The following is a 14,276-nucleotide window of genomic DNA, read 5'->3' on the forward strand; positions in this document are numbered from 1 at the left end:
AGTAGGACTGTCTGAAGACGTGACATCGAGCGGAGTCGTGCATGAGGCGGGTCAGGAACGGCATAGGGATCGCGCTGGTGACCGGTGCGCTGGTGGCTGCCGCCACCGCGTGCGGCGGCGGTGGCAGCCCCAAGGGTTCCGGCCCGGCCGACGACGCGAAGGCCGCGGTGACCTCGAAGCCGACGCCGAGCGCCAAGCCGACGCCCAGCAAGCCCGCGGGCCCGCCGATGCTGCTGGACACCATCACGCCGATGACCGGGACCACGGTCGGCGTCGCGATGCCGGTGTCGGTGGTCTTCAGCAACCCGGTGGCCGAGTCGGCCCGCGCCGGCATCGAGAAGCACCTGAGGATATCGACGTCGGTGCCGACCGTCGGTGCGTGGCACTGGTTCAGCAGCACCCGCGTCGACTTCCGGCCGCAGTCGTACTGGAAGGCCGGCACCAAGGTGACCGTCGACGCCCAGATGACCGACGTGCCGAACGGCAACGGCCGTTACGGCGTGCACGACTACCACCACTCCTTCACCGTCGGCTCGGACGACGAGGTCTTCGTCTCCGCGAGCCACCACACCATGCAGGTCAAGCACGACGGCGCGGTCGTCAAGACGCTGCCCATCGACGCGGGCAGCCCCGACTGGCCGTCCTGGGACGGCACGATGGCGGTGATCGACAAGGAGAAGTCGGTCCGGATGACCTCGTGCAGCGTCGGCATCAGCTGCGACAAGAGCAGCCCCAACTACTACGACCTGACGCTGCCGTGGGACGTCCACCTGACCAACTCCGGTACGTACATCCACTATTCGACCGGCGATCCGTACCCGGGCCGCAGCTACGGCTCGCACGGCTGCGTGCACCTGTCGCTGGCCGACGCCAAGTGGTTCTACAACTGGGTGAAGCAGGGCGACCCGGTGACCATCACGGGGTCGCCGCGCGGCAAGGCCGAGGGCAGCAACGGCTACGCGGACTTCAACGTCAGCTGGTCGAAGTGGCTCCAGGACAGCGGCTCGGGTCAGCTGACCACGACGGTCGCCTGACCGGACGGGTCAGCGCAGCGGCCGGGCGGGGACGGCGCGGCGGACCGCGAGGACGGCGATGTCGTCGTCCAGGCCCAGCGCGCTGTACCGCGCGAGGTCGCGGTGGAGCCCGGCGAGCAGCGCGCCGGGCTGGTCCATGTCCTGTGCCCGTACCCACTGCAGCAGCGGGAAGAACCGGCCGGTGCGGTCCCGGGTCTCGCTGACGCCGTCGGTGTAGAACAGCAGTCGGTCCCCCGGGCGGAGCGCGACGGTGTCGGTCACGTAGGGGCTGTCGAGCAGGTCGCGCAGGGTCAGCGGCGGTGAGGGAGCGGACGGTTCGACGTAGCGCGCCCGGCCCTCACGGGGGGCCAGCACCGGGGGCGGGTGGCCGCAGTTGAGGAGTTCGACGCGGCTGCCGTCCGGCGGGATCTGGGCGAGGATCGCGGTGGCGAAGCGCTCGCTCGCGTCCGTCGAGGGCAGCATGGCGCCGTAGCGGACGAGGTTCGCGTCCAGCCGGCAGGCGAGCCGTGTCAGGTCCGGCTCGTTGAAGGCGGCGTCGCGGAAGGTGTTGGTGACCGCGCCCGCCACGCCCACCGCGGACAGGCCCTTGCCGCGGACGTCCCCGATCACCAGCCGCACGCCGTACGGGGTGTCGACGGCGTCGTAGAAGTCGCCGCCGACCCTGGCCTCCTCCGCGGCCGCCAGGTACATCGTCTCCACGAACAGCGGTCCGATGCGCTCGGGCAGCGGGCGCAGCACGACGGCCTGGGCGGCCTCGGCGACCGAGCGGACCTGGCGCAGGGTGCGTTCCCGCACCAGCCGCACGTGGCTGCTGTACGCGGCGGCCATGGTGACCGCGGTCACCGCGGCGACGGTGAACCAGGCGGACGAGTCGGAGTAGATCAGGCCGATGACGACCACGACGAACGCGACGCCCGCCCCGAGCGCGATGGTGGCGGCGACCGACCACATCGAGGCGGCCAGGGCGGGCGCGACCGGCAGCATCCGGCTGATCCTGAAGTCGTCGGGGGTGGCGAGCGCGACCGCGCCGATGGCCAGGGCCAGCAGCAGCGGCGAGAGGCGGGCGATGTCCCGCTGCCGGTCCGCTCCCCGTCCGGGGGACCGGGCCCGCTTGGTCGCGATCATGGGGCGAGGGTAACCCGCGGGGGGTCGGCGGCCGATCGGCTGACGCGCCGCGGGGCGCGCGGCGTGTCCGGCGGGCGCCGCGGCAGGAGCGTCGGACGGTGAGGGGGCTCCCGCCCGTGCGTCGTCCTCGTGCGGGCGCGTCCCGTCCCCTCACCGATCCCGGAGTCCTCGCATGCGTCGTCTTGCTCGCGGCCTGACCGCCGCGGCCCTCCTGCTCGCGCCGATGAGCGCCGTTCCGGGCGCGTCGGCCGCCACGCCCTCGCCCCGCACCGACCTGGCCCCGCTGTACCGCTCGGACCGGGCGGTGACGGGGCAGTACATCATCACGCTGGACAAGACCCTGGACCCGGCGAAGTTCGCCGGGACGGTCGGCGTGTCCCCGCTCTTCGCCTACGGCAGGGTGCTGCGCGGCTTCGCGTCCGTGCTCAGCACCGCGCAGCTGGACGCGGTCCGCAGGACGCCGGGCGTGGCGGCGGTCGAGGAGAACGCCACCATCACCGCCTCGGACACCACCGCGTCGGCGGCCGAGGCGCCGGCCGGGACGGCCGCCGTGCCGGGCACGACGACCGCGCACCGCACCCAGGGCGGGCCGGGCGGCCTGGGCCGGGCGGCGGCCGCGTCGTGGGGCCTGGACCGGATCGACCAGCACAACCTGCCGCTGGACCACGCGTTCACCACCGCCGGCACCGGCCAGGGCGGCACCGCGTACATCCTGGACACCGGCATCGACTTCAAGCACGCGGAGTTCGGCGGGCGCGCGGTGCCCGGCTACGACGCGATCGGCGACGGCAGGAACGGCCAGGACTGCGAGGGCCACGGCACGCATGTGGCGGGCACGGTCGGCGGCGCGACGTACGGCGTGGCACGCCAGGCGCGGCTGGTGAGCGTGCGGGTGCTGGACTGCAGCGGCCGGGGCACCCTGGCGGGCATCATCGCGGGCCTCGACTGGGTCGCGCAGAACGCCCAGCAGCCGGCCGTGGCCAACGCCTCGCTCGGCGGCTCCTACTCCCCCGCGCTCAACGCGGCGGCCGACGCGCTGTCCGACGCGGGTGTGCTGCCGGTGGTCGCGGCGGGCAACGACACGCAGGACGCGTGCCGTGTCTCGCCGGCCGGCGCGGACCGGGTGCTGACCGTCGGGGCGACCGACACCACCGACCACGAGACGGACTTCAGCAACTACGGGAAGTGCGTGTCGGTGTTCGCGCCGGGCAAGGGGATCGTCTCGGCGAAGCTCGGCGGCGGCAGCGTCGCGCTCGACGGCACCTCCATGGCCAGCCCGCACGCGGCGGGCGTCGCCCTGCTGTACAAGGCGGCGAACCCGGGCGCCGACGCGGCGGCCGTCGCCGGCTGGGTCGACGACCACTCCACGAAGGACGTCCTCGCGGTCACCGGCGACTCGCCGAACCGCCTGCTGTTCACCGACGGGCTGTAGGGCGGCCCGCTCCCGCCCGCTGCCCCGCACCGGCCGCCGGCTGTCGGCTCCCCGCCGGCGGCCGGCGGCCGTGTCCGTGCCGGGCGCGGCGGGACGCGCCGGTCACCGGGGCCGGCCGCCCGGGTGGGGGGTGTGCTCGCCGTGGTGGGGGTGTTCGCCCGCCGCGGAGGCCGCCTCGCGGGCGCGCAGCGCGAGCCACAGGTCGACGCGGTCCTCGGTCCTGTCCATGTTGCGGCCGGTGAGCCGGCCGATCCGCCGCACGCGGGACTGCACGGTGTGCCGGTGCACGCCGAGGAGCGCGGCGGTCTCCGCCCAGGAGCCGTTGGTCTCCAGCCAGACCCGCAGGGTCTCGGTGAGGGCGTCCGTCTCGTCCTGGGTGCCGAGCGGCGCGAGCACCGTCTCGGCGAAGGCCGACAGCAGGGCGGGGCTGCCGAGCCGGAGCAGCAGCCGGACCGAGCCGGCCTCGGTGGCGGTGACCGGGCGGCCGAGTTCGCGGCTGGTCGGCAGCAGCGCGCGGGCCTGCCGCAGGGACAGGGCGGCGTGCCGGGGGCCGACGGCGGGACCGATCCCGGCGGGGCGGCCGGGGGCGAAGCGGGCGAGGGTGCCCAGCACGTCGACGTCGTCGCCGACGAGCAGTTCGGCCGCGCCGCCGTTGACCCGTACCAGGCCGCCGGGGACGGCCATCGCCAGGTCCGCGGCCAGTTCGGCCCGCTCGCTCGCCGTGGCTGCCGCGGTCGGCGCGGTCCACTCGGCCGGCGCGGCCCGCTCGTCGTCGGCGGCGACCGCGACGGCCAGCGCGCGGACCGAGGCGCAGTGCACGCCCGCCGAGGTGAGCAGCGCGCGGGCCTGCGCGGCGGGGAGTTCGGGCGAGAGCAGCCGGTCGAGCAGGTGGGCGCGGCGGCGGCGCTGCGGCTCGTCGGCGAGGTGCCTGCGTTCGAGTTCCACCGACAGCAGCGACACCAGGACGCTGCCGAGCAGCCGGGACTCCGCGCTGCCCGCGCCGAGCAGCAGCAGGAAGCCGCGCAGCCGGGCGCCGCCGAGCGGCTGCACCTGGACGCGGCCCGAGGGCAGGTCGCCGTCGGCGCTGCCGCGCAGGCCGCGCAGCGCGACCACGTCGAGGATCGAGGCGGCGTCGGCGAGCGCCGCGGGGCCGTCCGCGCCGGCCGCGCCGAGCAGCCGGCCGAGCACGTCGCAGACCACGGCGCCGCCGCCGGTGGCCTGCTGCCAGGCGCGCAGCAGCGCGTCGAGTCCGCCGCCCGCGGCGGTCACCGCGGTGAGCTGCCGCTGGGTGCGCAGGGTCCGTTCCAGCAGGCGCCGCTCCTCTGCGGCGCGGGCGCCGAACACGGCTTTGGTGACGGCGACGAAAGGGGTGCGCTCGGGCGCGGTGAGCAGCGGCAGGCCCAGGCGTTCCGCGGCCTGCGCGAGCGCCGGGGGCGGCTCCTGGAGCGGCAGGCCGCGGCCGAGTCCGAGCACCAGCGCGGCCGCGCCGCCGTGGGCGACGTCCTCGGCGTACGAGGTGTACGCCTCGGCCGTGTCCTGCTCGGCGAGCAGCAGCCCGGTGGTCATGACGACCTCGCCGCCCTCCAGCCACGCCGCCGGGCCGAGCGTCTCCGAGGCGTGCGCGGCCTCCACCACCGAACCGAGCCCGGCGCGTCCCGCGACCAGCCCCAGCCGCAGCGACGGGATGGCCAGCAGGTCGCGGACGGTGAGGGGCATGCGCGCATGCTGCACCAATTCCGCGGCGCTGTCGATGCACGACCGCCCCGCGGGCCCCAGCGGCCTCGCCCGACGCGGGGCGGTGGCGCCCGGGAGCGGCGGGCAGCCGGGCGGACGTCCCGTCAGCCCTTGACCGCGCCCGCGGTCAGCCCGGCCGCGAGATGGCGCTGCACGAGCATGAAGAAGACCACCACCGGCAGCGAGACGATGACCGAACCGGCCATCAGCGCACCGTAGTCGGTGCCCTCGCTGGTGACGAAGTGGGTCAGCCACAGCGGCACGGTGTACTTCTGCGGCGTGGCCAGGATGAAGTACGCGAAGAGGTACTCGTTCCAGGCCAGGATCATCGAGTAGACGGAGGTCGCGATGAGTCCGGGCAGCGTCAGCGGCAGGATGATCCGCCGGAAGGCGCCCATCCTGGTGCAGCCGTCGGTCATCGCCGCCTCCTCCAGCTCCTTGGGCACCGAGGCGACGAAGCCGCGCAGCGTCCACACCGCGAACGGCAGGATGAACGCCAGGTAGGTGACGACGAGTCCGGGCACCGAGTCGGACAGGCCCACGTCGCTGAGGGTGAGGAAGACCGGCACCACCAGGGCGACGTGCGGGACCATCTGCACCAGCATCACCGCGGTCAGGTAGGCGGCGCGCCCGCGGAACCGGAACCGGGCGATGGCCAGCGCGGAGCCGAAGGCGACCAGCACCGCGACGGGGACGGTGATCCCGGTGACCACCGCGCTGTTGCGGACCGCGTCCCAGAACAGCGGATCGTCCACCACCTTGCGGAAGTGGATCAACGTGGGCGCGTGCGGCCACAGTTGCGGCGGGTCCGCGGCCATCGCGGCGGTGGACTTGAAGGCGGTGGTGGCCATCCAGTAGACGGGGAAGATCCACACGAGGATGACCAGCACGCCCAGCGCCGTCCACCCGCCGGTGGCGGCGGACCGGCCCGCGCGGGCGGACCGGCCGGCGCCGGTGCGGCTCGACTTCACGACAGCTCTCCGATCTTCGCGATCTGCCGCAGGTAGACGACCATCACGCCGAGCAGCGCGACCACCGTGAGCACCGCGGCCGCCGAGGCGAGCCCGTAGTCGTGGGCGGCGTACGCCTTCACGTAGGCGTAGATGCCGAGGGTGTAGTAGTCGGAGGAGGGCGCGCCGTTGCGCAGGATCCAGATCTGGTTGAACACCTGGAAGTCCCAGATGACCGAGAGCGTGGTGAGCATCAGCAGCAGGGAGCGCAGCACCGGCAGGGTGATGTGGCGGAAGACGCCCCAGGCGCCCGCGCCGTCCATCCGGGCGGCCTCGACGAGTTCGGCCGGGATCTGCAGCAGCCCGGCGTAGAGCGTGATCGCGATCAGCGGCACCGCGCCCCACACCACGACCGCGGTGGCCACCGCCAGTCCCTGCGTGGAGTCGGTGTACCAGTTGTGCGGCTGGGTGCCCAACGCCCAGTTGACCACCCCGGAGTTGTACTCGGTCATCCACCGGAAGATCTCGGTGGAGATGAAGGTCGGCACCGACCAGGCCATCACCAGCGCGAAGGTCATGCCGCGCCGGCACCAGGCGGGCACCCGGCGCATGAGCAGGGCGACGGCGAAACCGATGCCCATGGACAGGCCCACCATGGCGACGGTGAGCAGCACCGTGCGCTCCAGGACCGACCAGAACTCGCTGTCGCCGAGCAGCTCGGTGTAGTTGTCCGCGCCCACGAACGACGGCGCGCCCGAGGCGCTGAAGATCTGCGCCACGCCCCACTTCTGGGTGGACAGGATCACCACCTTCACCAGCGGGTACGCCAGCACGCCGAGCAGCACCAGCAGCGAGGGCGCGATGAGGAGGTAGGGGGTGGGGTCGGTGCGGCGGCGGGCCGGCGGCGCTTGCGCGTCGGACGCCGGCCCTGAACTCCTGGGCGGGGCGATGGTCGTCATGGGTGATCCGTCCGTGCGAGGGGCCCGGTCCCGCGGCGGCGGGGCGGCCGCGGGACCGGAGGGCGGGTCAGGAGGCGTTGAGGGTGTCCTCCATCTGCTTGCCGTACTTGGCCGTCGCCGCCTCGACGCTCAGCCTCCCGGTGGCGATGTCGGCGAGCATCTGCTTGACGGTGAGGTTCTTCTCCACCTGGGCCCAGTTCTTGGCGGCGGGCACGCTCCAGCTGTTCTCGAGACCGGTGAAGTACCCGGCGCGCTCGGGGTCGGCGGAGGTCAGGTCCAGGGTGTTGGCGAGGAAGCCGCCGGCCAGGAACTCCTTCTCGCGGGCGGTGGAGGTGAAGTCCCGCAGCCATTCCCGCGCGAGCGCCTGCTGCCTGCTCTTGGCGGTCACCGCGAGCACCGAACCGCCCAGGTACGGCGGCGTCCACGAGCCGGGCTTCGTCGGCGAGGGCATCGGGAAGGAGCCGACCTTGCCCTTCAGCGCGGGATCGCCCTTGTCCTGGCTGTAGACCTGCACCAGCTGGCCGTTGGTGGAGTAGCTCATCGCGGCCTTGCCCGCGACCAGCGCCGGCACCGCGCCGAGGTCGTCGCCGGTGCGGTCGCCGCGCATGCCGGCGTCGACCAGCGACTTCCAGGTCTTCAGGCCCCGCACGTCGGCGGGCGAGGAGAGTTCGGACGTCCACTTGCCGTCGGCGCCCTGCGAGGCGATCTTCCCGCCGTCGTCGTAGACGAACGGGAGCGCGCCGTAGGGGTGCTGGCCGGGCATGAAGAAGGCGGAGAAGCCCTTGTCGTCCTTGTGCGCGGCCATCAGCGTGGCGATGTCGGCCCGCAGCTCCGTCCAGGTCTTCGGGGTCCCGGTGATCCCGGCGGCGGCGAACAGGTCCTTGCGGTAGACCACGGCGCGGGTGCCGCCGTAGTAGGGGACGCAGAAGAGTCTGCCGGCGTTCGTGCAGGCGTCGAGCAGGCCCTTCTGCCACTTGGCGCTGCCGTCGAAGGTGGCGCGCTGCGCGGTGAGGTCCGTGAACGCCCCCGCCTGCACGTACTGCGCGGTCTCGCTGTTGCCCAGCTCGATGACGTCGGGTTCCTTGCCCGCCTGCGCGGAGGCGTCGAACTTGGTGAGGTGGTCGGCCCACGCCTGGTACTGCACCGACACCTTGACCTTCGGGTACTTCTTGTTGAAGTCGGCGGTCGCGGCGGCGACCGACTTCGGCCACAGCGTCTGGGCGTCCACCTGGAGCCACACGGTGAGGGTGCCGGAGGCGGACGGGCCCGGGTCCTTGCCGCCGCCCTTGTCGTCTCCGCCGGAGCCGCAGGCGGCGGCTCCGGCGGACAGCAGCGCGGCGAGGGCGGCGAGGGTACGGAGGTGGCGTCGCATGTGCGGGGTACCTGCTCTCTGTGCGGGGTCTGACCGGGGCTGTGCGGCCTGCGCGGCCGGCACCGTCCGTACGGCCGGTGTCTCCGGTGCGTCCGGTGGCGCTGGTGCGGCTGGTGTGCTGGGGGCGGACGAAGGCTGACAGGCGTCCGCGGCTGGCGGCAATCGCCTCGGGGAAAGTTCACTGCCACTGAACACGCCGATCTGAGCAGGGCCTTTGGCCGGCGCCGCGGCCGCGCGTCCGCTTGGTGCGGGCGGCACGGCAGGGTTACGGTGCCGCGCGTCGCCGTTCCGTGCCCGTATCCGTGGCCGAGCCGAGGAGGACGCGTGCCGCAGGAGTTGCGCCGCCGTGCGCTGACCGTGATCCAGCCGGGTTTCGAGGGGACCGCGCCGCCGGACTGGCTGCGCCGGCTGCTCGGCGAGGGCCTGGGCGGCGTCTGCCTGTTCGCCCGCAACACGCCGGGGCCCGAGCAGACGGCCGACCTGACGGCGGCGCTGCGCGAGGCGAACCCGGAGGTGGTCGTGGCCTGCGACGAGGAGGGCGGCGCGATCACCCGGCTGGAGTCCGCGCACGGCAGCAGCTGGCCGGGCAACGCGGTGCTCGGCCGGGTCGGCGATCCCCGGCTGACCGGCGCGGTCGCCGCCGAGATGGGGGCGTTCCTCGCCGCGGTCGGCATCACCCTGGCCTACGCCCCCACCGCCGACGTCACCTCCGACCCGGACAACCCGGTGATCGGCGTGCGGTCGTTCGGCTCCGGCGCGCGGGAGGTCGCCGACCACACCGCCGCCTTCGTCGGCGGCCTGCAGTCCGCCGGTGTGGCGGCCTGCGCCAAGCACTTCCCCGGGCACGGAGACACGTCCGTCGACTCCCACCACGCGCTTCCGGTGCTGGGGATCGACGAGGAGGTTCTGTGGCGGCGGGAGCTGCCGCCTTTCGTGGCCGCGATCCAGGCCGGGGTGCGCACCGTGATGGCCGGGCACCTGCTGGTTCCCTGCCTGGACGCCGACCGCCCGGCCAGTCTCAGCCCGGCGGCGCTGACCGGGCTGCTCCGCGGCCGGCTCGGCTTCACCGGTGCGATCGTCACCGACGCCCTGGAGATGGACGCGGTGGCGGCCGGCGAGCCGCTGCCGGCCCTGGCCGTACGGGCGCTGGCGGCGGGCGCCGACGTCCTGTGCCTCGGCGCGCGCCGCACCGGCGAGGCGACCGTCCGCGCGGTGTGCGACGCCGTGGTGGACGCGGTACGCACGGGTGTGCTCGCCGAGGAGCGCCTGGTCTCGGCGGCGGACCGGGTCCGCGGGATCGCGGTGCCCACGCCGCCCGCGCCGCCGTCCGTGGGCGGCGGTTCCGCGAGGCCCTGGCGTGTGGATCTGCGTGGGGGAAGGAGCGGGGTCCGGTGCGTGCGGCTGCAAGGCGGAGGAGGAGAGCGACGCGGTGGGGGTACCTCCCCGGCCGCCAGGCCGAGGGAGCTGTCGTCGACCGACGGCAACGCCGCAGACGTGCGCGCCGGGCGACGCGACGCCGCGGAGATCCACACGCCAGGCGCCAGGGCCCCGCTGGGTGCGCTCGCCGCCGCCCGCGCACTGGAACTGCGGGGGCCGGCGCCCCGCTTCGACCGGCCGCCGGTCGTCGTCACCTTCGACCCGCCGCGCACCGTCGCCGTGGGCCGCCGCACCCCCTGGGGCGTCGCCGGCCTCCTGGCCGCCCGCCTCCCCGGCACCGACACCCTCACGCTGACGCCGCCCGACTGCGACGAGGACGGCTACGCCGCGGCCCTCGCCCACCCCGCCCGTCCCCTGCTCCTGGTCGTCCGCGACGCCTCCCGGCACACCTGGATCAGCGACGCCGTCCGCCACCTCCTCGCCCGCCGCCCCGACGCCGGCGTCATCGAGATGGGCCTCCCCGGCCCCGCCCGCCCCGGCGCCTGGCACCTCGCCACCCACGGCCCCTCCCTCGCCTCCGCCCGCGCGGCCGTCTCACTCCTGCTGGACCGCTGACGCCCCGGTGTCAGCCGAGGGCGCCCCCGGCTGCGGCGCGCGCCGCAGGCGGGGGCGCCCTGACGGGGAACTCCCCCACCGTGGTCGCCTGGGGAGCACGGCCGACCGCCCGCCGGCGCGGGCTCGCGCGGGGGCCGTGCGGCGGGCGCCGGAGGCGGGAGTGCACTGGGGGTGAACTCCCGCGCGCGTGATCGCTTTCGGCGCGTGGCCGACCTACCGTCGTCGCGACCGTCCGCCGCCGCGGGCTCGTGCGGGGAAGCCGTCAGGGGAGGTCCGCGGGTGAGGGCGCTGGGGATGAGCGGCGGCGCGTCGTGCGAGGTGCGCGGTCGGCCGGGCGGACCGTTACCGGCCGGGTGGACGCCGCGATGAGGGCCGGGGATGCCCCCGGGAGGGTCCCCGCTGCTCAGGGCGGATACGGTGACCCCCGGCGAGCGACGACCGAAGCGGCGGGCACATCGTGACAGGCAACGCACAGCGGCCCCCGGCCGCCCGCGCCACGCTGCAACGGTGGTGCGCGGAGGCCGACTTCGCCGGCGGCAGCGCCGACGGGCTGCGCTGGCGGGCGGGCGCGCTGCGGCTCGCCGGGACGCCCGCGGGGCAGGAGGTCTACGGCGATCCGTTCGGCCACGGGAGCGTCACGTGGCAGTACGGGCGGTGGACCTCGCCCTGGGTGGAACTGCCGTTCACGGCCACGGACGTGATCCCGTCGTGGACGGCCGACGCGCCGGACGGTGCCCGCCTGACCGTACGGCTCCAGGTGCGCGACGCGCGCGGCGGCGCGTCGGGCTGGTACGTGATGGCGCACTGGTGCGCGGGCGACGCGCTGGCGCACCGCGCCACCGTGCCCGGCCAGGGCGACCGGCACGGCCGGGTGGACGTCGACACGTTCACGGCGGGACCCGGCGGGGTGAGCGCCTACCGCCTGGCCGTCCACCTCGCCGTCGACGCGGCCGGGCCGCCGGGCGGCGGCGCCGCGCCCGCGCTGAGCCGGCTGCACGCGGTGGCCTCGCGCCCCGCGCGGGCCCCGGCGGGCGGCCCCGTCAGCCCGGGCGTCCCCCCGGGCGCGCGGCACGCGGGCGCCTGGGGCACGGTGCTGGACGTACCGGCCCGGTCCCAGGGCGTGCACGCCGGGCACTGCCCGCAGTGGGACGGCGGCGGCGAGGCGTGGGCGGGGCCCGCGTGCACCGCCATGCTGACGGAGTTCTTCGGACGCGGGCCGTCCGCCGCCGACTGCGCGTGGCTGGACCCCGAGGACCCGGCGCCGCAGGTGGACTTCGCCGCCCGGCAGGTCTACGACTACGCCTACCGCGGCTGCGGCAACTGGGCCTTCAACGCGGCCTATCCGGCCCGGTTCGGGCTGCACGGCATGGTGGTGCGGCTGCTGTCGCTCACCGACCTGGAGCGTTTCGTCGCCGCGGGCATCCCCGTCGCGGCCTCGCTCGCCTTCCGCAGCGGTGAGCTGACCGCCCCCGGCCCCTCGTACACGACCGCGGGCAACATCGTGGTGGTGTGCGGTTTCACCGGGGCCGGGGACGTGGTCGTCAACGACCCGCTGTCGGCCGCCGACGACACGGTCCGCCGGGTCTACCCGCGGGACGCGTTCGCCCGCGTGTGGCTCTCCGGCGGCGTCGCGGGCGCGGCCTATCTCGTCCATCCGCCGGGGCATCCGCTGCCGCCGCGTCCGCCGGGCGAACCGCCGCGCTGGTGAAGGCCGTTGCCGCCGCGCGGGACGCGCCGACGGTCGACGTTTCGTCGAACGCGCCGCGGGGCCGACCGACACCGTGTCCATCGCCGGGTGCGGCGGCGCTGCGTACGGTGAGGGGCCATGACGACGTGTCCCTGCCACCCCGGGGTCCGCGCCTGGTGCGCGCGGCCGCGGTCAGGAGACGGGCGGGCCCGCGACCTGGAGCAGGAAGCGGGTGCCCGGGGCCAGCGCGGTGAGCCGGTGCGCCGACGCGCTGTCGTAGTGCAGCGAGTCGCCGGGTGCCAGGACGAACCGCTCGCCGTCGACGTCCGCCCGCAGCCCGCCGGCCAGCAGGTGGCACAGCTCCTCGCCGGGGTGGCTGGTGGTGAACGCGTGGTGCGCCGGGGTCCCTTCGACCAGGACCGTCTCGAAGCGGCGGGCGCCGGGCGCGGTCAGCGGGTAGGTGCGGCCCTCGCCCGCGGCCCACTCGCCGCAGTCGCGCGCCGGGCGGTAGGTGGTGCTCAGTCCGAGCGCGGACGGCGGCCGCGTACCGCCGCCCGGACCGAGTGGACCGGCCGGGCTCCCCGGGCCGCCCGCGGCGGGTCCCGCACCGGGGCCCGGCCCCGCCAGCAGGACGGACAGCGGCGTCTCGACCGCCTCGGCCAGCCGGTGCAGCGACTCCAGCGTGGGGTTGGCGCGGCCCGCCTCCACCTGGCTGAGGAAGCTCTTGGACAGGCCGGTCCTGCCGCTCACCGCGTCCTGCGTGAGGCCGAGCCGCCGGCGCGACATCCGCAGCCTGCGGCCCAGCCGGACCGCCGAGACGCTGCTGCCCACCGCCGGCCCGGCGGCCGTCCCCGGTCCGGCGGCCGCCGGCTGCCGCGGTACGGACGGCGCACGCCGCACCGCGGCGGCACGATCCGCGCCGCCGCGGTCCATGCCGCCGCGATCCGTCTGCTCGGCCACGGTCACCACCCCCTCGCTCACCGGCATCGTGCCGCGAACATCATTAATTACCATGGTTTGTGGCGCTTTTGGAGAGGGCAGGATCATCCCGCCGCGCCGCCGCCACCGCCCTCCGCTCCCCCACCGCCCGGGAGGTCCGACGTGTGCAGCCACGCCTCGACGTGGTCGGATCCGCTGACGATGCTCGCCGACGCGGCGCAGGGGCTCGGTCCCGGCGAACAGGCGCTGTGCGACGTCCTGTCGGCGGGCTATCCGGCGGCCGTCCTGCAACGCCACGACGTGCTGCTGGAGCGCAGCGGCGCCACCCGGCGCGATCTGCACCGGCTGCTGACGACGGCCGGCTTCCGCGACCTCGCCGAACTCCAGGCCCGGGTCAGCGACAAGCTCAACGGCCAACTGCGCAGCCCGGCGGCCCGGTTCGAGGCCCGGCTGAACCCCGCGGCGCGCGCCGGACTGCTGCCGCGGATGACGGTCCTGGAGTCGGACAACGTGGCGACCACGCTCAGTGAGCTGGACGACAGCGGCGCGCTGGCCGCCGCGGTGGACGCGCTGCTGGCCGCCCGCCGCCGCTGGGTGACCGGCGCCCACCGCAGCCACGCCTTCGCGCACCTGCTGGCCACCGACCTGTCCGTGGTGCTCGGGCAGGTGGCGCTGGTCGGCGGGCCCGCGGCGCACGAGGTCGAGGCGCTGATCGACGCCGGGCCGCAGGACGTGCTGGTGGCCTTCGGGCTGCGCCGCTACCACGCCGGGACGCTGCGGCTGGCCGAGGCGTTCGGTGAACTGGGCGCCACCGTCGTCGCGGTGACCGACGATCCGGCGGGACCGCTCGCCGCCCGCGCCGACGTGTGCCTGACGGCGGTCACCGCCAGCGCGTCGTACTCCGACTCCCCGACCGCCGTGGCCGCGATCGCCCACGCGCTGGCGACGCTGACCGCCGCCCGTTCGAAGGCCGCGGCCCGCCGGCTGGCCCGGCGCGAGCACGCGGTCCGGCTGCTGTCCTCCTACGCGGAGGACTGAGGCCGGACCGCGTG

Annotated in this window: 11 protein-coding genes; 5 read left to right on the plus strand and 6 right to left on the minus strand. The window is 75.3% G+C overall.

What is annotated here, in order from left to right:
- Positions 1-41 precede the first annotated feature (41 nt).
- On the plus strand, positions 42-1,034 hold the full coding sequence (locus V2S66_RS10615) for a L,D-transpeptidase (protein WP_330794342.1): 993 nt from the start codon (positions 42-44) through the stop codon (positions 1,032-1,034).
- Positions 1,035-1,043: 9 nt separating this feature from the next.
- Here the strand turns inward: V2S66_RS10615 and V2S66_RS10620 are convergent, their stop codons facing one another.
- Positions 1,044-2,159, minus strand: a complete 1,116-nt coding sequence (locus V2S66_RS10620) for a PP2C family protein-serine/threonine phosphatase (protein WP_330794343.1) — start codon at positions 2,157-2,159, stop codon at positions 1,044-1,046.
- 172 nt (positions 2,160-2,331) lie between these two features.
- Between V2S66_RS10620 and V2S66_RS10625 the strand changes: the two genes are divergently transcribed.
- Complete coding sequence (locus V2S66_RS10625; RefSeq protein WP_330794344.1) at positions 2,332-3,591, plus strand: S8 family peptidase; 1,260 nt, start codon at positions 2,332-2,334, stop codon at positions 3,589-3,591.
- Between the two features lie 102 nt (positions 3,592-3,693).
- Here V2S66_RS10625 and V2S66_RS10630 read toward each other — a convergent pair whose 3' ends face one another.
- From V2S66_RS10630 to V2S66_RS10645, 4 genes are all read right to left on the minus strand, one after another.
- Positions 3,694-5,307, minus strand: a complete 1,614-nt coding sequence (locus V2S66_RS10630) for a PucR family transcriptional regulator (protein ID WP_330794345.1) — start codon at positions 5,305-5,307, stop codon at positions 3,694-3,696.
- A 122-nt stretch (positions 5,308-5,429) separates the two neighbouring features.
- Complete coding sequence (locus tag V2S66_RS10635; protein ID WP_330794346.1) at positions 5,430-6,296, minus strand: carbohydrate ABC transporter permease; 867 nt, start codon at positions 6,294-6,296, stop codon at positions 5,430-5,432.
- The gene (locus V2S66_RS10640; RefSeq protein ID WP_330794347.1) at positions 6,293-7,234 is read right to left on the minus strand and encodes a carbohydrate ABC transporter permease; all 942 of its coding nucleotides are present in this window, start codon (positions 7,232-7,234) and stop codon (positions 6,293-6,295) included. The genes V2S66_RS10635 and V2S66_RS10640 overlap by 4 nt, the downstream gene beginning before the upstream one ends.
- Positions 7,235-7,301: 67 nt before the next feature.
- Positions 7,302-8,606, minus strand: a complete 1,305-nt coding sequence (locus V2S66_RS10645; RefSeq protein ID WP_330794348.1) for an extracellular solute-binding protein — start codon at positions 8,604-8,606, stop codon at positions 7,302-7,304.
- Positions 8,607-8,930: 324 nt separating this feature from the next.
- Between V2S66_RS10645 and V2S66_RS10650 the strand changes: the two genes are divergently transcribed.
- Both V2S66_RS10650 and V2S66_RS10655 read left to right on the plus strand, forming a co-directional pair.
- Positions 8,931-10,598 (plus strand): glycoside hydrolase family 3 N-terminal domain-containing protein, encoded by a 1,668-nt coding sequence (locus V2S66_RS10650; RefSeq protein WP_330794349.1) that lies wholly within the window; start codon positions 8,931-8,933, stop codon positions 10,596-10,598.
- Positions 10,599-11,055: 457 nt separating this feature from the next.
- The gene (locus V2S66_RS10655; RefSeq protein WP_330794350.1) at positions 11,056-12,306 is read left to right on the plus strand and encodes a C39 family peptidase; all 1,251 of its coding nucleotides are present in this window, start codon (positions 11,056-11,058) and stop codon (positions 12,304-12,306) included.
- A 171-nt stretch (positions 12,307-12,477) separates the two neighbouring features.
- Here the strand turns inward: V2S66_RS10655 and V2S66_RS10660 are convergent, their stop codons facing one another.
- Positions 12,478-13,272, minus strand: a complete 795-nt coding sequence (locus tag V2S66_RS10660; protein ID WP_330794351.1) for a helix-turn-helix domain-containing protein — start codon at positions 13,270-13,272, stop codon at positions 12,478-12,480.
- Between the two features lie 114 nt (positions 13,273-13,386).
- On the opposite strand from V2S66_RS10660, the gene V2S66_RS10665 reads away from it, so the two are divergent.
- A complete protein-coding gene (locus V2S66_RS10665; RefSeq protein ID WP_330794352.1) occupies positions 13,387-14,262 on the plus strand; it encodes a MurR/RpiR family transcriptional regulator in 876 nt (291 codons plus the stop codon).
- Positions 14,263-14,276: the final 14 nt, after the last annotated feature.

Source organism: Actinacidiphila polyblastidii (assembly GCF_036353415.1).
GTDB classification, from domain to species: domain Bacteria; phylum Actinomycetota; class Actinomycetes; order Streptomycetales; family Streptomycetaceae; genus Actinacidiphila; species Actinacidiphila polyblastidii.